Raw genomic sequence first — 20,688 nt, 5'->3', positions numbered from 1 at the left:
TGAGGCTAGGGCAAGGCGGGAGCATAGTATTCAGGCATTCTTTTTTTCATTATTAGCTAATATGCAAATTGCTAAAGGCAAAAAAATTACCGTAGAGGATCTTATGAAACATATTTATCCACCTACGGAGCTTGACAGAATGAAAGAGGAAATAGAATTCAAACGTGAATGGATTGAATCGGGAGGGGGTGAAATCGAATAATGGCAGATAAACAAATTAATGTCAAAATTAATGGCACTTCCGCTGGGGCTGTGCAAGCTATTGATAGAGTCGGTCAAAAAGCTGATGAGGTTCTTGGCAAAAAGCTTGCAGAATTAGGCGAGAAAATGTCAAAAGGCCTATCCATTGCGGGAGCGGCTGTAGGTATAACAGCAGTTGCAACCGCTACGAAAGAGGCTGTAAAGGCTGGGGCTGAACTAAGTGATAAATATGCATTAATAAAAGCCCGCATCAATATGATTAATGACGGTACACAGTCAACTGCTGAAATTATGGACAAGGTATATGCAGCTGCTGAGCGTACTCGTGGATCATACCTTGATATGGCAGGCGCTGTTGGTAGGCTGGGGATCTTAGCAAAAGATGCGTTCTCTTCAAATGATGAAACCATTGCTTTCGTTGAACAGATGAATAAACAGTTTAAGATCGGCGGGGCATCGATTCAAGAACAAACCTCCGCTATGTATCAGCTCACACAAGCAATGGCAGCTGGTAAGTTACAAGGGGACGAATTTAGGTCCATCATGGAAAATGCTCCATTATTAGCACAAGCTATTTCGCAAGAAATGGGCTTGCCTATGGGCCAGCTAAAAGAAATGTCCTCACAAGGCTTAATTACAGCAGAGGTTATTAAAAATGCAATGTTTAATAGTGCCGATGAAACAAACGCTAAATTTGCTGAACTTCCTATGACTTTTGCAGAAGTAGGAAATGCAATTCAAAACCAAGCAATACAAGCGTTTCAGCCAGTATTGGAAAACTTGACGCAGATGACAGCAAATAGTGGTTTTAAAGAGGCATTAGATAATATCGGAGTAGTATTTCAAGGCTTGGCCGCTGTTGCTCGCGTTGCTATTAGTGGCATATCGGGAGCATTTAGTGCCGGAGTTATTGCTGCAAGGCTATTAGGGCAAACAGTACAGTCTATTGGATCTGTATTAACAGCCATTGGACCACCAGCTATAGCTACATTTGCTGGGATTACAACATATATGATTGCGTCTCGCATTGCTGCAGCTGCATTTACTAGCACAATAACCGTGCAAGGAGCTGCAATCGCCACTATAAATGCAGTTACAAAAGCTTGGGCGGTTACAACAGGTACGGTAAGGGCTGTATTTTTGGGAATAAGGACAGCTATTGCAACAGCCACAGCAGTTATGGGAGCATATAGGGCTGGAATATTGATTCTTAATGCTGCACAAGCTGCACATGCTGTTGGAGCGTTAGCGTCGGCAGGGGCAACGGCTGTATTTAATGCTGTATTAGCAGCCAATCCGATTGGTTTAGTTGTTGCAGTTTTAGCTGTATTAGTTGCTGCACTTGCTTCTAGTGAAATTGCCACTAATGGTTTTGGTGCTACTATGAAAAGCATATGGATGGGAATCGTCCATACAGTTACATGGGCTATTAATGGTATTCTCAGCATGATTAATGCGCTCATACGTGGCATTAATGCTGTTTCAGGTAAAATAGCGTCTGTATTCAATACGTCAGCAAGTAAAATTGATGAATTGAATTTGATTGATGCACAGGCGGCTGAAGATTTTGGCAATAATACTGCAGATTTATTCGGAAGTATTGGTGATAGCCTAAACCCTTCAACTGGTGGTGAAGTAGATTTTGGAAATGCTGGCGGCGATTATGGAACTGGTGGCAAAAAAGGGAAGAAGGGCAAAGGCGCTGGCAGTCACAAGGATGCTGAAAAAGAAGCAAAACGATTGCATCGTCAAATACTTGAATCGTGGACAGAGATGTTCGGGACCCGAGCTCAATTAGCGGAGCAATGGCGGGATAAGGAACTTGAAGAGTTAGAGAAATCTAAAGCAAACAATATCCACTATGAAGAGGATAAGCAAAAAATCATGGAAATGTATGCCCGCAAGCGTGAGGATGCGATGCATGAAGAGGCCAAGCGATTGCGTGAATTACAAAACTCTATCCGTGATATGAATGTTGCGTTTAAGTTCAATACTGCTGAACGTGATTCAACTGGGGCACAATCGCCACTAACTAAGTTAGCTAAAGATCAAGATGATGCGGTTAATTCGATTAAAGACAAATATCAGGAATTATCTGATAAATTTGCTGAAATGACGGAACGTGATAGGGCTGCATACATTAAGATGTTGCAAGATACTAACACGCCATATGAATTAGTGGGCAATCGTCTTACGTTTAAAGAGCGTGAAAATGCTGAATTAATGGCGATGAATGAAAACTTTGAAAATCAAAGACTTGATCTAATTCGTACAAGTGCTGAAGAAGAATGGGCAATTAAAGAAGCAATGCGTACACAAAATTTTGAAGCGCTACAACAGGCTTTGACTGATGAATACGTAGCGACCCAGCAAAATTATGAGTTGCGAAAACAGCTTCTTGAAGAGTACCAGCAAGCGGTTATGGACAGTCATTTTAATAGTCAACAGATGTTCTTTGATATGGCGAATGCAGGCATTGATAGTATGCAAGAGGGCATATCTAAATTGATACAGGGCACGCAAAGTTTAGAAAAAGCGTTTCAAAATATTGGGAATGCTATTTTAAAAACGATTGCGGATACTGTTGCCAAATGGATTGCGGCTCAATTACAACAGATGATCTTCGGTAAAATGATGGCTAGCCAAACGGCTGCAGCGAATAATGCTGCATTACAGGCGCAGTTACCGTTAGCAACTCAACTAGCTCAACAAATGGCAATGGCTACATGGGGCGCTAGTGCTACAGCCGGCATGGCTGCATGGAGTGCTGCATCGGCTACAGGTGCTGCGATGAGTTCTGTTGCATCACTAGCTGGACGACTTGGCAATATTGGTGGAGGCTTTGACATTGGAAGTGGTCCGCAAAAACTCGTACCAAATTTGAAGTTGGCAAGTGGTGGCCTAGCATATGGACGTACCTTTGCAGAGATTGGTGAAGGCAATTATCCGGAAGCAGTCGTTCCATTATCTGAACAGGTATTCGGACAAATTGGTGAAGGCATTTCAAAGGCTGGAGGCGGTGGCGATGTGCATGTACATGTCAATGCTATGGATGCTCAATCGTTTATGGGATGGCTTGAATCGTCAGGCGGTCAAACTATACGCCAATTTTTAGTAGATAATAATCGTGAATTTACATCAACAGCGGGGACGTGGTAATTATGGCAGAGTTAAAAAAATTCCCTAACATCAATACGTTTGCATGGGATTCAAGCAAAATGCAGCATTGGGATGTAAAAACTAAGCGGAGTGGATCCGGTAGATTACGTACAATGACTACTCAACAACTGCCACAATATACTATTTCCGCATCGTTTGCCGTATTGAATCAAGAACAGTACGAAACGATGATGGGTTTTTATGCCACTGTAAAAGGTGGCTTAACCCCGTTTTTATGGCTTGACCCTGAGGACCATACGCAAAAAGGCATTCGACTTGGGACCGGGGCCGAGAATGAATGGCAGGCTGTTCGTAAATTCGGTGATTATATTGAACCTGTTGCATATGTTGAAAACGTTAAGCTATATGCTGACGGTCAAGAGGTTAGATGCACCACTGACAAAGGGGTTATACGTCTAGCAAGTGGCCAGACCGTATCTCCTACCGCAATTATTACGGCTGACTATACATATTATTGGAAGGTCGTATTTAGTGGCGACTTTACAGCCGACTTGAAATATAGAAATGTTTATAAATCTAAACCGTTCAAATTAGTTACAGCATGGTGAGGTGATAAAGTATGAAGCACGTTGATGAAGTTCTTAATAGTCATCTCAATACGAATAAATCATTTGTTAGCTGTGATCTATATGAGCTGCAATTAGTGAGTGGAATCTCGTATTACTGGGCCGATACTGATGCTAATGTATCATATGGCGGTAAGTTATATCGAGGTGATGGTCCAATTATTACTCGGAACCAAATAAAAACACGCTCCGAAGTGGCCGTCGATAAATTAACTGTCAATATTTCTTGCAACAAGGATGACAAAATTGGTGGAGTTCCGATTATGGCGGTAGCTCATAATGGTGGATTCGATGGCGCCACTCTATCTTTAAAGAGAGCTTTTTTTGATGAGAAAAATCATATTATTGGGGTTGTTTCTTTGTTTACTGGAGAAGTTAATGTCAAACAGGGTGGTGGACTTACATTACAGCTTGATGTCAAATCAGTTGTGCAAAGGCTCAATACTGAGTTTCCGGGTAAGCGATATTATCCTCAATGCCCCTATAGCATTTATAGTTCTGAGTGTGGCGTAGATATTAAACAGTATCGAAAACGCATAAAAGTTGTATCAGTTCCGGCTACAAATACTATTACGATTGATTCCTCATTTAGCAATGGCTATTACAATGCTGGAGGTATTGAGTGGATAAATGGCCCTCTCGCAGGACAATCCACTCAAATTATGGATAGTCAGAATGGACGTATTCGATATATGACACCTGCCGATGCACAGCCACAAGTTGGCAATGAGGCCTATATATATCCGGGGTGTGCAAAAACACCTGAGGAATGTCGTTCAAAATTTAATAATTTTAATAGGAACAGGGCGACTCCATATGTTCCTTTAAAGGAGAGCATTCGATGAATATTATCAAACTACAGCGAGCAGATAGCGACAAGCCAAATACAAATGAAAGTACAGGCCAAAAAATCGCAAATGCTGCAATTAGGTGGCTTGGTACTCCTTATCAAAATAATGCGATGGTAAGAGGCGTTGGCGTTGATTGTGCGTATTTGCTAGTGGCTGCAGTTGTTGAATCCGGGCTTATGCCAAAGGATAAATTGAATATTGAGGATTACTCGAATGAGTGGCATTTGCACCATTCAGAAGAGAAATATCTCAAATATGTGGAACAGGTAGCCGATAAGGTGGATCTTGAAAATGACATACTTGAAATTGGCGACTTTTTACTCTATCAATTTGGTCGTTGCATTAGTCATGGCGCAATATATATTGGTAACGGGTTAGTTATCCATGCATTTGTTGATTACGGCGTAATATTCTCAAAGCTGGAAGATGTAATATTCAATGATAGTCGAGGGCGAAGCCGATTACGTGCCGTTTATCGATTCCGAGAGGAGGTGACACCATAATATGGGTTTTTGGCGCAGTCATAACTCAACTACAACAGCTGAGCGCATCAATGAATTTCAAATTAATAGTGCTTCGTATGGTGAAGTAGTTCCTGAAGTGTTAGGGACTACTCGACAATCCGGGAATGTAATTTATTATGACGATTTCACCGCTCACGAACATAAGTCTACTCAACGGACTGGTAAAGGTGGGGGCTCGAAACACACTAATATTACATATACCTACTCGGTAGCATGTGCTATTGGTTTATGCGAGGGGCCTATATCCGGTATCGGCAAAGTGTGGATTGATAAAGAAATATTTACATACCCACAAAGTGAAATCCAGCTTACTCTATTTGATGGTAGGCTAGGGCAGCAACCTTGGCCGTATGTAGTCAGCAAGCACCCTGAAAAGGCATTGCCATATAGTGGACTTGCATATATGGCTGGCGTTGTAGATCTTGGAGAGCGTGGGAGTTTGCCAAACTATAATTTTGAGGTCAAAGGCAAATTATTAGACACCGGTGATGGCATTGATGTGAATCCTGCAGATTACATTGTGCATATCTTAAAAGGGGTAGGTATTGATGCGTCTCAAATTGAGGGGTTAGATAATTACAGACGGTATTGCAGGGCGGCGGATATATTGATTTCTACACCCCCAAATGAAGGTGCAAAAAAAGCACAGGCCATAATTAATGAAATCGCAGAAATTACAAATGCGATTTTATTTTGGTCCAATGACCGTTTAAAAATCGTACCTCTTGCAGATGAGTCAATCCGTGACTGGGATCCGCATTTACAGGTTCAGTATGATTTGACTGCAGATGATTTAATTCCGGGAAGTGATGGGCAGCTAGTAATTTATAAGCGGAAAGACACCTCTGAATGTTACAATCAGGCAACGGTTGAATTTTTAAATCGTGCTAACAATTATGAGAAAGAAACAGTATCATTCGAGGTTGTGGCTGATGTACAAAAAAATGGAATGCGCCCGGCATCGACTAAGCAAGCTCATTATTTGTATACGAAAGCAAGAGCTCAGTATTATGCCGAGCAATTAGCAATGAAACGGCTATATAGTCGTAATCAGTATACATTCCATTTATCATGGGAATTTTGCAGATTGGAGCCCGGTGATATAGTGACCTTAACAGATGATATTTGTCAGTTAAATAAGCAAATTGTCATTATAACTGCTGTATCAGAGGCGGCAGATGGGCAACTTGAAATTACTGCAGAGGGGAAACCACCCGGCACATATGCTCCAGCTAAATATAACGTCCATGAGAATGAACGACCTTTCATTGATTATAATATCCCGGCTCCATCTGTTAATGACGTAGCAATATTTCAGACAGTTGGAGATGTTGGAGGAAATCAAGTATTCGTGGGCGTTAATGCTCCGGATAATTGGGGCGGTTGTTCTGTTTGGCTATCCGATGATAATCAACGTTATCGACAAATCGGAGAAATAACTCAACAGGCTCGTATGGGGCGTATGAAATATGGATTTAGCTCAACTAATGATTTTTGCAATATAGTTCTTAATCGAGGTGTGTTGCAGAACGGTACTCATATAGATGCTGAGCGTGGCAATACGCTATGCTGGGTAGGAGGTGAGGCATTGAGCTATGAAACAGTAGAAATGCATACGGATAATTGGTATACGCTGAAAGGGCTTGTGCGTGGACAATATGGCACAAAGGCGATTTCACACAATGCTAATGAGCGATTTATTCGTGTGGATGAAGCTATATTCAGAGCACCATATCGTCCTGAAGATGTTGGGAAAAAGATATACCTTAAATTCTCATCTCGTAATATGTTTGGTACTAATGAGCAAGGACTTGATGAAGTGCAAGCCTATGAATATACGATTACTCCTTACTATATCCCTGAGGTCAATGAATTAGCTTTATATACAAAGTATTACAAAATAGGCGACGGGGTGCTGTCATATGATGTAGTTGCTACATTTACTGCTCCGGATTTAAACACGTTTGATACTGCTGAAGCATGGTATCGCGAAGGGGCCGGCGAGTGGAAATATGGAGGCAATGGCAACGGGCAAATCGTTATTAGTGGGTGTGAACTAGGCCATACATATGAGGTTAAAGTTAAGGTCAAAGATTCTCATGGCAACTATTCACAGGGAATTACTAAAAGTATTCTCGTGCAAATGAAAAGTGATGTACCAAATACCCCGCAAGGTTTTTCAGTAACGTTTGGATCCGTAGCACAATTTAATTGGTTGGAAGTCCGCAATGCAGACATTGATTATTATGAATTGCGCACAAATCTTAATCCGGGACAATCCGATGGATTAATTGGACGTAGTAATAATACGACGTATGCTGGGATACTAACCGAGCGACAAGGAAAAGTATATTTATATGCCCACAATCCATCTAAAGGATATGGAGCACCCGCAAATGTCGAATATAACGTTCCTGTTCCTAAGGCACCTACAACATTTATTGCTAGAGCTGGCTTTGGTAGTGTAGGGGTACTTACAAATGCGATTCCAGCTAATTGTAAAGGGATGAATGTATATATTAATGAAACCGTGTATTTTTCAGCTACAAATGCAGTTACATTTCCATTGAATGTCGGTATATATCGAGTGCGGGTTGCCTTTGTTGATATTTTTGGTGAGGGTGCTAAAACGGCAGAACAGCCAGTAGCGATTTTGGAAAAGATTCCGAAAGAATTGCTTGATACTGAAAGCCTTGGACTGGATAAAATGGATAAAGCTATTGAATCCATGAAAAATGATGTATCAGCAGTTAAAAAGGTATCTGATGGCTTTGAATCCCGCCTCACGGATTTAGCAAATGGAACTACTAAATCAATAAGCGATATGAATAAACATATTGAAAGTCGATTTACACAGCTGTCAGATGGATTTGATGCACGTATTACGGAAGCATTGGGCGAAATCGATGGCGATAAATTAATCGCACGCATCAATTTGAGTAAATCAGGCACACGTATTGATGGGAAGCTATTCCATGTAACAAGTAAAACTGTATTTGATGCCAATGTAATTGCTAAAGGTATGATCCAAGCCAATGCAGTTACTGCGGAGAATATTGATACGCCATCTCTATCTGCTATTTGCGCAACTATTGGAACATTAAGAACTCGAACAACTGGGGCTCGGGTAGAAATTGAGGACAATTTAATCTCAGCTTATGACGAGGAAAATAACGTTAGAGTCAAGCTCGGGTGCTGGTAAATGGTAAAGGAGTATAAATAATGACACCTCATATCATAATATATGATAAAAATGGCAATATCATATTAAATCTAAAAGAACGTTTGACACGCATTGAAGGGCGTCAATATGTAAGTGCGGTGCCTAACGTTAAGAATACGATACGTGTTGAGGGACTGCAGTCCGGGCAAAAGGTGTGGGCTACAGCTATGGGGCAGTACCTAGTGGCAGAAGTTAAAGATGATGTTATTACATGGTACTTTTCTGTAACTCGTGAAACAGATTTATCCAATGAGCGGATTAACGGCTTTCAATATGAGGGGTGGGTTGTTTATGGAGTTTATTAATGTTAAAAACGAAGCTGGCGCAACTATTATTAATGATAGTTATGATAATTTAGTTTATCTCAGCTTACCGAAACAAAAAGAGGCTGTATTGTGGACTGGAAGCAATAGAGCAGTGTCAGCTGATGTATTAATTCCTACGCAACTTAAAACGTATACTCCATTAATGGTGCCAACTATGCTATATCAATACGGAAATGGTGGTTCAAACGCTATTCGTATAACGTATATTACTCAGCCAAATTATCATGGTGAGGCTCCACTTATTGCAATATCTGTTCCACAGGGATATGAATTCAAAGCACAATGGATATGTCGCAAAAGAGAGGGATTCATAGCCCTTATTGTTGATGTTGTTAAGGGTGGAGCAATAATTACACAAGAAATGATTAATGAGGTGAAAAATGGGATTAAGTTCTATTGTTTTGGATATTTCGAAGACGTAGTAGCCAATGCGAATACACCTCGCATCAGATTCGTTGATAAGGTAGGCAGTAGCAAACCCAATATAGCTTTGCAGGTTTTAGGAAAGCACAAATTCTTCAAAACAAGCTGGAAAGATGAATACAATATCAAAAATGATGTGATCTATGATAGCCGTATTCGATATTTAAGGGTAATTGACCAATATCATCAAGATTGGTACAGCACCTTGTCTAAGTATTCTCCTAATGAGCATACTAAAATGACTGTGCCATCTAAGTCATATGATTGTGATATTGCTGTAATTCCTATGTCGGTAATCGATGCTGCAGTATGGGGACCTAATATTACGAAAGGCGATAATCAATCACATACTGGTAGTGTATGGCAAACTGTTCATTTTACAGGTAAACGAAGTATCGAAATAAAATCTTATCAAAAAATTTATTGGGATACTGTAACACCATATCCTATGGGGTGTGCTGGGCAGACGGCTACTCAATATATGGTTGTCGATGTTACGGGCTATGATAAAGCATCAGGGATGCCATTTAATTAAAGAGGTGATCTATGAACACAATAAAAAATGTATCTGAAACGATACATATAGGTTCTGATTTTAGGCGCGCTTATATAGTGCAGGGGGATGTTGATCTAACAACCGCTACAGCTATTTGTAAAGTGCGTTCTCTAACAGGCAAATTGTTGGCAACAGCTGAATGCCATATTAGGGAGGATACAATTATTGTAACCATTAGAGGAAAAGATACATTAAAGATCTCAGACTCTATAAAAAAGGGTCAATATGATGTATTTATTGTTGGTAAAGATTATTCATATAAGTTAGTCATGGGCGATATTGAGTTCATCCATGATATCAGTTTACATTAAAGGAGAGCAAAAAATGGCTATAAAAGGAAGTGTGAGAGCACCATATGTAATTGAAGTTCATGTTCCTGAGACAATTAACGTGAATGTAAATATACCCGGATTACAGGGAAAACCGGGCGAGGGAATATATGACTTTGTCAAACGACATGGCTTTACAGGTACTGAGGAAGATTTTTATAATTCCCTTAAACCTCAACAGCCTGATTTAGCTGGAATCGTGGCGGACCTAAAAAGCAAAAATATTCTTGTTAATAGTGGCATGCTTGATGCGGTATTATCTGCTATTGTTCATGCGTTGGCTGAACAGCCTTATACTCCACTTACATTTAACGAACCAAGAAAAGGGGATACTGAAATTCGAGTATCCGGGCAAGATGGCTTTAAAGTTCGAGTGAGTGGCAGTGCAGAAGCTGTTGAAATTCAATCCGGAAGTGCAACTATTAAAATTCAGCCTTATGGCACAGATGATATATATCTTGAATATCTTAACTTAATTGAGCACGTCGTTGATACTGTTAAAATCAAAGGTCTTATTGAATTCAATCCGGAAACGGCTACAGAGATTTTACCTAAGCAATTCTATGGCCGTAGCGATTTGGAGGGTGAACTTACATGCCCGAATGTTGTTAAAGTTGGTGCATTAGCATTCGTCGGAACCGACCACAATATTATTAATTTGCCAAAGGCCACTGATATTGATAGGGATGCTTTCGCTAACAGTTCTCTTGCCGTAATCAATATCCCCGCATTTGTATGGGCAGATGATAACCTTGATTTAAAATCTTATGATCTCATTAGGGTTAATAAAATGACTGTTAGTGAGGAATCTCGCCCACCACGAAATGTCATGATGCAGAAAATTTCATTAGAGGTCTACAATCCAGATCACAGCAAAAAATGGAACCTTTATAGTGAAAAGTGGGAACAGGCATAATTCAATAATAGGGGAGAGTTGAATGAATACATTATTAGTATCTATTACTGATTTTATTCAGTTAGCTTGGGAGCGGCTCACTGATGGATTTGCAATTAAAACTGTAATGGCGATATTTGCTACTATTGGCATATGGCTTTTAGGATTAAAGCATGTTCAGGTGTTGGGAATTTTTATTTGTTTAGTGTTCATTGATTTGCTTACAAAGTGGGTGGCGATTGCATATCAGATGTTGTTAGATATGGGGGCGAGTCCGGAAAATATCAGAATGACAGATAAATACTGGGCGATTCCTGCTGCATTTGGGAAAGGGCTCATATCATCTAAGCATATGCGTAAGCCGTTTGGGGATAAAGTACTATCCTATGTATTGCTTACGTCAGCAGCATGGTGCTTTGATTATATGGCACAGCCCTATACGTTCGCCGTAACCCTTGTGTGGACGTATTTAGGTGGTACAGAATTAACCTCTATATTGGAAAATATGCGGGATGGAGGCAATCCGCTTGCGAGCAAATTATTGGATATAGTTAATGAAAAACTTGATTCTATTTTAAAAAGGAAATAATTTTTTTAGGCACTGGCATATATGCTGGTGCCTATCTTATTTAAGGAGGAAATGCATATGAAAATTGGTGAATACTTTGACGATTATGAATTTGCATGTCATTGCGACCGACATGGGGTTGATGCTGAGGGCCATCCAATTTTAGATCACATAATTGATAAGCGACTTGTCGATGTATTGGATAGAATCCGGGAACGGTTAGGGGTTCCGATTACAGTTAATAGTGGCTATCGATGCCCCGAACACAATGAAGAGGTTGGGGGCGTTTCTGATTCTCAGCATGTGTTAGGGACGGCAGCAGACATCACCTATGATGGTGTTGACGTTGACTATCTTGCAGAAATTGCCGAGGAATGTGGGGCCGATGGTATCGGAAAATACTACTATCAGGATTTTGTACACATTGATGTGCGGGGATATGCTGCACGTTGGGATGATTTATAATCGGAGGTTGAAATGAATGAAACATCAATCATTACTAAAATTAGAAATTTGTTTCAAAAGCCTATTGTTCGTGATATTTGTATTGTTGTTTTCATTGGTGTTTTCTTGTACAGTTTTTGCAGAACAGCCGAATATGTCTACACAAACTGGTTCGGACGAACCAACCATAACCGTGCCATTGACGCAGTGGAACAGGGTAAAAAATCAAACGAGTCAAACATTGAGCTTAATAGACGCATCCAATCTGAAATTGACCGAAGCACAATCCTTAACCATGAGGCAGAGCGACGAATTGAACAAATTGAAGTCTATCAACGAGAAGCAAGCGAACGAATTGATGAAAGCAAAGCAAGACTCAATGAAGCAAGAAGATTACTTGAATCAAACCAACAAATATTTAGAGATTGCGAACAAGGAAATCCAGCAATCAAAGAAAACGGAGGCTCGACTCCATAGACAACGGGATATATGGGCCGTTGTTGCTGGTGCAGCTACTTTAGGGGCCATAGTGGCTGCAGCTAAATAATACTATTATATATAAAGCCTGTTAGAATATTTTTGATGTTCTAACAGGCTTTATTTTTTTGCCTAAATAATATTATGCTTTCAATTTCTTGTCAGATAAATAAAATTCTAAGCTAATTGGATATTTTGAACGTCTAATTATACATACAAAGTTCGTATTTAGCTTAAAACGGTTCACCAAATTAAAGCATCACAGTAATGTGGTGCTTTTTTATGAGTTAATAATCTTTATTTAATAAACTAAGTTTTATTATTTTGCATGTGGCTGGTCTGATTCAGCTATAACGTTAACGACGATTTCTTGATCCGAAGAAATCTGATTCATAATGATAGGGATTGGCTGTTCGATGGCTTCAGCTATACTTTTAATTTGTCGCATTGCAACAGGATAAGGTGTCATTCCATCGCTTTGAAATAATTCTTCCAATTGGGTGATTTCTGCTTGACTTAGATTCGATTTATTTGCGAATTCTTCAACTGTCATATTATGTTGTTCGCGATAGCTTTTAATGATTTCACCGATATACATAATCGCCTCCACTTGAATTATATTAATACATTTTTATTTTATGTGAAAGTTCGATAAAACTCAAGTTAGATTGAAATGATACTTCATATTATTGATACATAATGGTTTTATATTATAAGATGAACATATAATGATACTGATATATATGGAAATGAAAAGAGGTTTGCTATGAAGACGAATAGAAAACAACTTTTAATTGTTTATATATGTTTAGCATTAGGGGCTTGGAGTGCTAGCGCTGGCATCAGCTTTAGTCAATCAAATAGAGATACGAATCAAACACGTCGAGATAATACGACAATACAGCATAATTCTGAAAAAACTGTTTATGATTCTGACCAAGGCAGTCCTGTTATTGCATCGTATTACAAAGATGGCAAAAAAAAGAAGAAAAAGAGCACTGCTACTGATGAGACTAAGCTTTCAGAGAAACAAAAAGCAACTAAAGAATTGAATGAACATTCTTGGGTAGAGGAAGCGGGAAAACATCCGTTACCGTATGAGGTTGTAGAAGGAAAAGCGGTCAGTGAAGAAGAGTTAGCCCACTGGTGGAAGGTTTTTAATGATCCCGTATTGGATAAATTAATTGATTTGACCCTTAAAAATAATCGGCAGTTAGAGGTAGCTCGTTCTCGAGTTAGACAAGGGCGGTTACAGCTGGGTATTGCTGAAGCACAGCGATTACCTTGGCTAGATGCTTCCGGTTCATGGTCGGCTAATAGAGGTCAGGGTGAATGGGATTCAGACCGAGAAGCGATAAAGAATTTACCTATATCTGATAAGATGACGAGAAATGTAGAAACCGGTAAATTGGGAATTGATGCGCTATGGGAAATTGATATATTCGGAAGACAAAAAGCAAAATCACGTGCTGCATCGAATTCGTTACAAGCATCACAGGCGGATTTATATTCCACCTGGGTATCTTTGAGCGCGGAAACCGCATTACAGTATATGTCGTTAAGAACTTTACAGGAGCAATTGCGCATAACAGAAGATGATGTGAAGCGTCAACAGGAAGCGTTGGAACTGATTAAGATAAATTATCAGTCTGGTATTATTAATGAATTACCTGTGCAACAGGCTACATATGCATTATCTCAGACTCAAGCGGAGATTCCTTCATTAAAGAAAAATATAGCTTCCACAATGGCTGCTCTTTCTATATTGACGGGAACAGTTCCAGGCGAGATTGACGGGTTATTGATGGAAAATACTTCATTACCTACGGTGGATCCACACATGTTTATCGGCATACCGGCGGAAGCTTTACGACAACGGCCTGATATTCAAGCGGCGGAACGACGTATTGCGGCGCAACAACAGAAAACCAAGGCTGCAAAGGCTGATCTTAAACCTAGATTTTCACTAAATGGCAGTATAGGCTTGGAGTCGTTGTCATCGGGAGGTCTTATTTCGGCTATCGGTAAAATGATAGGAATAGGACCATCTATCACTATGCCTATTTTCAATGCCGGTGCTATTCGTAAGAATATAAAAGTACAAACGGAAAAGGAACAGGAATACTTGGCACTTTACGAAGAGACTGTTTTGAAAGCTGTAGGAGAGGTCCGAAATGCGGTAACGGATGCATCTCAGGATCATATTAAGTCTGAGGAATTGAAATCTGCTGTAGAATCTGCACAGCAAGCGGAATCTTTGGCGCAAACCAATTTTGACTCCGGTCTTAGCGATTACTTAAGTGTTCTTGATGCACGAAGAAATGTATTGTCTGCAAGGCGGCAATATATCATGAGTCGGGGGCAAGAGTTTGCTGATACCGTTCGTTTATTCAAATCCTTAGGCGGTGGTTGGGAAGCCATGGACATGGATCAGGAGGCAGAGGCGGACTCGCATGCTAAGAAATAGTGTGAGAAACGGGGAATGATTATGAAAGAGAAACTTGATGTCCTTAAACGGTGGATGGCGAATAATAGAAAAAAGTGCGCAGGTATAATGATTGCCTTTCTAATAATTTTGGGTGGAGTAAGTTATTATGCTTATAATCAATACGAAGTGTACATGGCCTCTCATCATATTGTGTTGCAAGGCAATGTGAATCTGCGTGAAGTTAATGTTGCATTTCGGGGAAGTGACCGGATTGCCAGCCTTTTGGTGGATGAAGGTGCGGTGGTGAGCAAAGGGCAGATTTTGGGGTATTTACATTCTGATGAATTGAATCTTGCTGTACAGCAGGCTAAGGCTACCATTGCAGCACAGGAAGCTATAGTGGCCAAGTTGCAGGCAGGCAGTAGACCAGAAGAAATCGCTCAAGCATCGGCACGAGTTACATCTGCAGAAGCTGCGTTAGCTCAATCGAAACAGGAGGCAGAGAAGTTACAAAAATCCTATAATGCTTCAAATGGTAAGGCCGTTAGTCGACAGTCTGTAGATGATATACAGGCGAAGGTGAAAGTATCGGAAGCCAAATTAAACGAGGCTCAGCAAGCATACAATTTAGCTGTCGCAGGGCCAAGACAGGAAGATATAGCACAGGCCCAAGCCCAATTGGATGCGATGAAAAGCGAACTGGCCCGTCAGGAGTTCTTGTTGAACCAATCTGTATTAACGTCCCCGATAGACGGTGTTATAACGGCCCGATTATTACAGGTCGGTGATATGGCTTCACCGAATACACCTGTATTTAAATTGGCTGAGAATACTAAGAAATGGGTTCGTGTATATGTGAACGAACGGGATTTAGGAAAAATTTATAACGGTATGGATGCAAATGTGACGACGGATACCAATAAGAACGAACCGATTCACGGAACAATCGGATATATTTCTTCCGTAGCGGAATTTACACCTAAATCGGTAGAAACGGAGGATGTGCGTACTACACTTGTATATGAAGTGCGGGTATATGTAGATGATCCTGATAATCGTCTCCGTTTAGGAATGCCTGCCACTGTTTCCATTGATATCTAGAGGTGTGCAGTGAATGATGTATATGCAATCGAAGGGTCACAATTATATAAAGAATTCCCCCTTGTCGGAGCTGATCCTATAATAGCATTGGACCATTTGGATTTTAAAATCCGGAAAGGCTGTTTAACTGCGTTGGTTGGTCCAGATGGGGCGGGAAAAACGACTTTGATTCGTTTGATAGCTGGTTTATTGGATGCCACGGCTGGTTCTTTAGAGGTCCTCGGAATGGATGTGAAAGCACATTCACAGGCAGTTCAAGATAGACTCAGTTATATGCCTCAGAAATTTGGGCTTTATGAGGAATTATCCGTCAGTGAAAACATGAATCTCTATGCAGATTTACACGGTATTCCTTTGCATGTGAGAACGAAGCGGTTTGAAGAATTACTGCATATGACAGGGCTAGCCAAATTTACTAAGCGTCAAGCCGGTAAATTGTCAGGCGGTATGAAGCAAAAGCTTAGCCTAGCTTGTACATTGGTTCGTTCTCCGGAGCTTTTATTGCTCGATGAGCCTACCGTAGGGGTAGATCCATTTTCAAGGCGGGAGTTATGGGAAATCTTAGAGTCGTTAGTACGTACAGATGGAATCAGCGTACTTGTTAGTACTGCATACTTAGACGAGGCGGAGCGTTGTAAAGATGTTTTTGTCCTCAATAAGGGGCGGTTTTTAGCAACTGGGACACCGAATGAATTGACTCAAATGTCTGAGGGGCGATGCTTTCAGGTAAAAATTCCGAAGTCATTGAGCATGCGAAATGTACAGGCTGCATTGATGGATGATAGAAAATGCGTGGCAGATGCAGTTCCGGAGGCTGGTACCGTACGATATATAAAAACGAAAGAAATGCTTTCGATTCCTTGGCTTAGCGAGTACGGTATGGAGGAACAATCAGTTCAAAGCCGTTTGGAAGATACCTTTATGATGCTGTTAAAAGAGGATGAGTTTACTTCGAAACAGAGGACTTCCCTTTTAGATGCTATCGATATGGATTTGGATGAAAGTGCGATAGAGAAAGAACGAAAGCGTTTGTTGTCCCCAAATGAAATGGTTGAGCGTCCAATAGAAATTTCTGTATCTCATTTGGTGAGAACATTCGGTGATTTTACGGCGGTAGCTAATACATCATTTACGGTGCAGCGCGGAGAAGTATTCGGATTGCTTGGACCAAACGGAGCTGGCAAGACGACGACATTTCGTATGTTGTGTGGCTTATTACCTGTAACGAGCGGTGATTTACGCGTAGCTGGCGTTGATGTCGTTAAATCTCGTACGGCGGCAAGAAGCAATTTTGGCTATGTAGCGCAAAATTTTTCTTTGTATGGCAACTTGTCCGTTATGGAAAATCTGGAATTTTTTTCTGGTGTGTACGGTTTGTACGGTCAAAAAAAGGATGATCGAATAGAAGCTGTTATCAAGGAGTTTCGTCTAAATGATGTGCGCGATATGATAGCCGGTGATTTGCCTGGTGGTTATAAACAGCGCTTGTCCATGGCGGCTGCCTTAATGCATGAGCCAAAAATTCTTTTCTTGGATGAGCCCACAAGTGGTATTGATCCTCTTACGCGGCGTAATTTCTGGCGACAGATTACTTCTTTATCAAAGCGAGGAACAACGATTATTATTACGACTCATTTTATGGATGAATCGGAATACTGTGACCGTATTATGATTCAGGATGCAGGGAAACTCGTTGTACTGGGAACACCTGATGAAGTTAGACGGATTGCCGGCGATGAGAATTGTACTATGGATGAAGCGTTTATCTCCGTCATACTGGAAAAACGGGAACAGGAGGATAACGTATGAACGGATTTATAAGACGGTTTTCCTCATTGGTATACAAGGAGACCTTACAAGTATTGCGCGACCCTAGCACTATTTTGTTGGGTGTTGTGCTACCTATACTACTTATCATCCTCATCGGCTCAGGGGTTACTTTGGATGTTAAACACGTGCCGATAGCAGTGGTTATGGAACGGCAAGATTCTATGACCCAGAGTGTGTATGACTCCTTATACGGCTCTGAGTACTTTCAACCTATAGCGGTTCGCGATAGAAAAACGGCGGAATTATTGATGGAAAAACGAAAGGTAGATGCCATATTGGTGATTCCACAGGACTTTTCTGATCAAATTATGCGTGGACAAGGGAAAGTGCAGGGGATTTACTATGGTGTCGATACTTCGGTAGCGATGAGTATAGAAAGTTATGTAAACTCAGCTATTAACTTATGGGCCGTTAAGAATATTCCGTTTATGCTACGTGGTGGATATATAACAATGAACCCTCGCATGTGGTTTAATGAGGCAAATACAAGTACCTGGTTTTTGATTCCTGGACTCATCATGATTATCATGACGATTGTATCCGTTTTTCTTACGGCTGTCGTTATGGCTAGAGAATGGGAACGTGGTACTTTTGAGGCTTTATTCGTTACACCAGTTAAGCCTATTGAAATTATTTTGGCTAAGGTAGTGCCTTATTATGTATTGGCCATGTTGGGGCTGTTGTTTTGCCTCGGTGTTTCGTATTTCTTTTATGAAGTACCTATGCGTGGTTCCTTATGGATCATCTGCATCGTGTCCACATTGTATTTGATTGTTTCTTTAAATATGGGACTACTTATATCTGCGTTTACGAAGAAACAGTTCTTAGCTTGTCAAATGGCATTACTCACCAGTTTTTTACCAGCTTTAATATTGACGGGTTTTTTATTTGATCCACACTCACAACCTGTGGTGATTCAATATATTTCACGGCTTTTACCTCCTACATATTTTTTAGAATTATTGAAATCATTGTTTCTCGGTGGAAATAACTGGTATTTGATCATTAAAAATAGCGTTGTATTATCTGGGTTTGCTATTTGCTTTACAATATTGACGATTTATATTACGCGGAAGAAGGTGGAATAATGAATTGGCGCCTGTACTGGAACCAAATTGTTGCTATTATATGGAAAGAGCTATTAGCCACCTTCAAAGATCCGAAAACTCGTATAATCTTACTGTTACCGGTTCTTATTCAAGGGTTCCTTTTCGGTTATGCCGCAACCTATAATCTCAACAAGGTTCCCTATGTATTGATTGATGAAAGTCATACGCAGACCGCAGCTGCATTAGAATCGACTATTAATTCATCCGGTGTTTTTGAACTGTATCAATCTGCGAACTCTCCGGATATAATCGCACCATTAATAGACTCCAACAAGGTTATTATGGCGGTTATCATACCTCAGGATTTTGAAGAAAACTTAAAGCATAAACAACCTACATCTATTACTGTTATTGTAAATGGAACGAATACAATGACTTCAGGTCTTGCCGCAGCCTATATGGGGCAAATCATTTCTCAATTCAATCAGACTTGGTTAGGTGTTGAGCATAAGGGAATCACGATTGAATCTCGTACCTGGTACAATGAAAATCAGCAGTCTTCCTGGACTTTTTTGACAGGTCTCGTTATATTGATCAGTATGACACAAGTTATCATGCTGGGGGGCTTATCTGTGGCGAGAGAACGAGAGCAGGGGACCTTTGATCAATTATTGGTGACGCCCGTATCATCTATGCAAATTTTGATTGCAAAGTCTATACCACCCATGATAATAGGACTGTTTCAAAGTACTGTATTGTTATTAATAGCCATGTTTTGGTTTAAAGTTCCATTTCGGGGCAATATATTTCTTGTGTATGCCGTGTTGTTTACGTTTATAAGTAGTAGCATTGGATTGGGATTATCTATTTCGGCTATTGCAAAAAATATGCAGCAAGTTCTCGTATATGTTTTTGTCTTTCTTTTTCCACTAGCCTTATTGTCCGGATTAATCACACCTGTACATAATATGCCGAAAATATTGCAATATCTTACATATGGAAATCCTATGCGGTTTTCTGTTGAGGCAATGCGCAGAATTTATCTAGAAGGTGCAGGATTGACGGATATTTGGTTTAACTTTATTCCTATGATTATATTAACTATTGTTACTATGTCAATGGCGGGGTGGTTGTTTAGAAATCGTGTGGGATAAGTTTGTTTTCTAGCTAGTTGAATTATTAATTTCTGTTATAACAATACGGCAGAACTATATAGCTTTTTTTTATTAATAAATATGCTTTTGACGTATTGACGAAATGAATTTAGACTGTTAGAATAAAAGCATAGAAAACATCATATTTGGGAATAGGTGCTGAAAAGCATAATAGAGAAGCCGGTTAAAGGCCGGCACGGTCCCGCCACTGTATGGTCGAGCGAGTCTAAATTAAGTCACTGGGAAACTGGGAAGGCTAGATGAGCGATGACGCCGAGTCAGGAGAACTGCCTATTCAACATTCACCATTTGACCTACGAGAGATAGGGAGGAGAAGTTAATAGCTCCTTTTTACGTACCCGTAAAAAGGATTTTTTAGTTCTATTGAATCTAAATTGCATTATATTTGATTTAGATTTTAGTTCTATACGACCTAAATGTCGTGCTATGGTCATGGTGGATTACCTTTTTGGTATTACCAGCATGACATATGTTATGACTGTTAATATATTTTATGGTAAATGTAGGGCATGCATTTATTCATCATCATCCTAAAAAAGAGG

General features: G+C 40.2%; 18 protein-coding genes, 1 pseudogene and 1 riboswitch. Of the genes and pseudogenes, 18 read left to right on the top strand and 1 reads right to left on the bottom strand.

Annotated elements, in window-relative coordinates; genetic code table 11:
• The first annotated feature begins 201 nt into the window (after positions 1-201).
• The 12 genes from ACGHIY_RS06960 (at position 202) to ACGHIY_RS06905 (ending at position 12,633) form a co-directional block, all read left to right on the top strand.
• Positions 202-3,360 (top strand): tape measure protein, encoded by a 3,159-nt coding sequence (locus ACGHIY_RS06960; RefSeq protein WP_390525409.1) that lies wholly within the window; start codon positions 202-204, stop codon positions 3,358-3,360.
• Positions 3,361-3,362: 2 nt separating this feature from the next.
• Positions 3,363-3,929 (top strand): DUF2460 domain-containing protein, encoded by a 567-nt coding sequence (locus ACGHIY_RS06955; RefSeq protein ID WP_039965085.1) that lies wholly within the window; start codon positions 3,363-3,365, stop codon positions 3,927-3,929.
• 11 nt (positions 3,930-3,940) lie between these two features.
• The gene (locus ACGHIY_RS06950; protein WP_287551594.1) at positions 3,941-4,792 is read left to right on the top strand and encodes a DUF2163 domain-containing protein; all 852 of its coding nucleotides are present in this window, start codon (positions 3,941-3,943) and stop codon (positions 4,790-4,792) included.
• Positions 4,789-5,301 (top strand): NlpC/P60 family protein, encoded by a 513-nt coding sequence (locus ACGHIY_RS06945; protein ID WP_390525408.1) that lies wholly within the window; start codon positions 4,789-4,791, stop codon positions 5,299-5,301. The genes ACGHIY_RS06950 and ACGHIY_RS06945 overlap by 4 nt, the downstream gene beginning before the upstream one ends.
• A 1-nt stretch (position 5,302) precedes the next feature.
• On the top strand, positions 5,303-8,524 hold the full coding sequence (locus ACGHIY_RS06940; protein WP_390525407.1) for a phage tail protein: 3,222 nt from the start codon (positions 5,303-5,305) through the stop codon (positions 8,522-8,524).
• A gap of 20 nt (positions 8,525-8,544) precedes the next feature.
• Entirely contained in the window at positions 8,545-8,850 is a 306-nt protein-coding gene (locus ACGHIY_RS06935) for a hypothetical protein (RefSeq protein ID WP_390525406.1), read from the top strand.
• Positions 8,795-9,829, top strand: coding sequence for a hypothetical protein (locus tag ACGHIY_RS06930; RefSeq protein WP_390525405.1), 1,035 nt, complete (start codon positions 8,795-8,797; stop codon positions 9,827-9,829). Before ACGHIY_RS06935 ends, ACGHIY_RS06930 begins: the two co-directional genes overlap by 56 nt.
• A gap of 11 nt (positions 9,830-9,840) precedes the next feature.
• Positions 9,841-10,161, top strand: coding sequence for a hypothetical protein (locus ACGHIY_RS06925; protein WP_101928784.1), 321 nt, complete (start codon positions 9,841-9,843; stop codon positions 10,159-10,161).
• A 13-nt stretch (positions 10,162-10,174) separates the two neighbouring features.
• Positions 10,175-11,095 carry a lysyl-tRNA synthetase gene (locus tag ACGHIY_RS06920; RefSeq protein ID WP_390525404.1) on the top strand — a complete coding sequence of 307 codons (921 nt, stop codon included), beginning with the start codon at positions 10,175-10,177 and terminating at the stop codon, positions 11,093-11,095.
• A 22-nt stretch (positions 11,096-11,117) separates the two neighbouring features.
• Positions 11,118-11,663, top strand: a complete 546-nt coding sequence (locus ACGHIY_RS06915; RefSeq protein WP_008601644.1) for a phage holin family protein — start codon at positions 11,118-11,120, stop codon at positions 11,661-11,663.
• A gap of 21 nt (positions 11,664-11,684) precedes the next feature.
• Positions 11,685-12,107 (top strand): YcbK family protein, encoded by a 423-nt coding sequence (locus tag ACGHIY_RS06910; RefSeq protein ID WP_390525403.1) that lies wholly within the window; start codon positions 11,685-11,687, stop codon positions 12,105-12,107.
• A 133-nt stretch (positions 12,108-12,240) separates the two neighbouring features.
• A complete protein-coding gene (locus ACGHIY_RS06905) occupies positions 12,241-12,633 on the top strand; it encodes a hypothetical protein (protein WP_390525402.1) in 393 nt (130 codons plus the stop codon).
• 249 nt (positions 12,634-12,882) lie between these two features.
• Here the strand turns inward: ACGHIY_RS06905 and ACGHIY_RS06900 are convergent, their stop codons facing one another.
• The gene (locus tag ACGHIY_RS06900) at positions 12,883-13,161 is read right to left on the bottom strand and encodes a helix-turn-helix transcriptional regulator (RefSeq protein ID WP_118091644.1); all 279 of its coding nucleotides are present in this window, start codon (positions 13,159-13,161) and stop codon (positions 12,883-12,885) included.
• Positions 13,162-13,329: 168 nt separating this feature from the next.
• Between ACGHIY_RS06900 and ACGHIY_RS06895 the strand changes: the two genes are divergently transcribed.
• The 6 genes and pseudogenes from ACGHIY_RS06895 (at position 13,330) to ACGHIY_RS06870 (ending at position 20,125) form a co-directional block, all read left to right on the top strand.
• Complete coding sequence (locus tag ACGHIY_RS06895) at positions 13,330-15,030, top strand: efflux transporter outer membrane subunit (protein WP_118091645.1); 1,701 nt, start codon at positions 13,330-13,332, stop codon at positions 15,028-15,030.
• A gap of 153 nt (positions 15,031-15,183) precedes the next feature.
• Positions 15,184-16,092: an efflux RND transporter periplasmic adaptor subunit gene (locus tag ACGHIY_RS06890; RefSeq protein ID WP_239649293.1), complete on the top strand. Its 909-nt coding sequence runs from the start codon at positions 15,184-15,186 to the stop codon at positions 16,090-16,092.
• A 111-nt stretch (positions 16,093-16,203) separates the two neighbouring features.
• A pseudogene (locus ACGHIY_RS06885) lies at positions 16,204-16,551 on the top strand (ATP-binding cassette domain-containing protein); the annotation flags it as partial.
• Positions 16,540-17,901: an ATP-binding cassette domain-containing protein gene (locus ACGHIY_RS06880; protein ID WP_390525772.1), complete on the top strand. Its 1,362-nt coding sequence runs from the start codon at positions 16,540-16,542 to the stop codon at positions 17,899-17,901. The pseudogene ACGHIY_RS06885 and the gene ACGHIY_RS06880, both read left to right, overlap by 12 nt.
• The gene (locus ACGHIY_RS06875) at positions 17,898-19,010 is read left to right on the top strand and encodes an ABC transporter permease (RefSeq protein ID WP_390525401.1); all 1,113 of its coding nucleotides are present in this window, start codon (positions 17,898-17,900) and stop codon (positions 19,008-19,010) included. Before ACGHIY_RS06880 ends, ACGHIY_RS06875 begins: the two co-directional genes overlap by 4 nt.
• Entirely contained in the window at positions 19,010-20,125 is a 1,116-nt protein-coding gene (locus ACGHIY_RS06870) for an ABC transporter permease (protein WP_390525400.1), read from the top strand. Before ACGHIY_RS06875 ends, ACGHIY_RS06870 begins: the two co-directional genes overlap by 1 nt.
• Before the next feature lie 137 nt (positions 20,126-20,262).
• Positions 20,263-20,435, top strand: a riboswitch (cobalamin riboswitch).
• Positions 20,436-20,688: the final 253 nt, after the last annotated feature.

The organism is Veillonella parvula (assembly GCF_042850485.1).
Lineage (GTDB): Bacteria > Bacillota > Negativicutes > Veillonellales > Veillonellaceae > Veillonella > Veillonella parvula_Q.
Note: the sequence above shows the minus strand (reverse complement) of the source record. Positions and strands in the feature narration are given on the sequence as shown.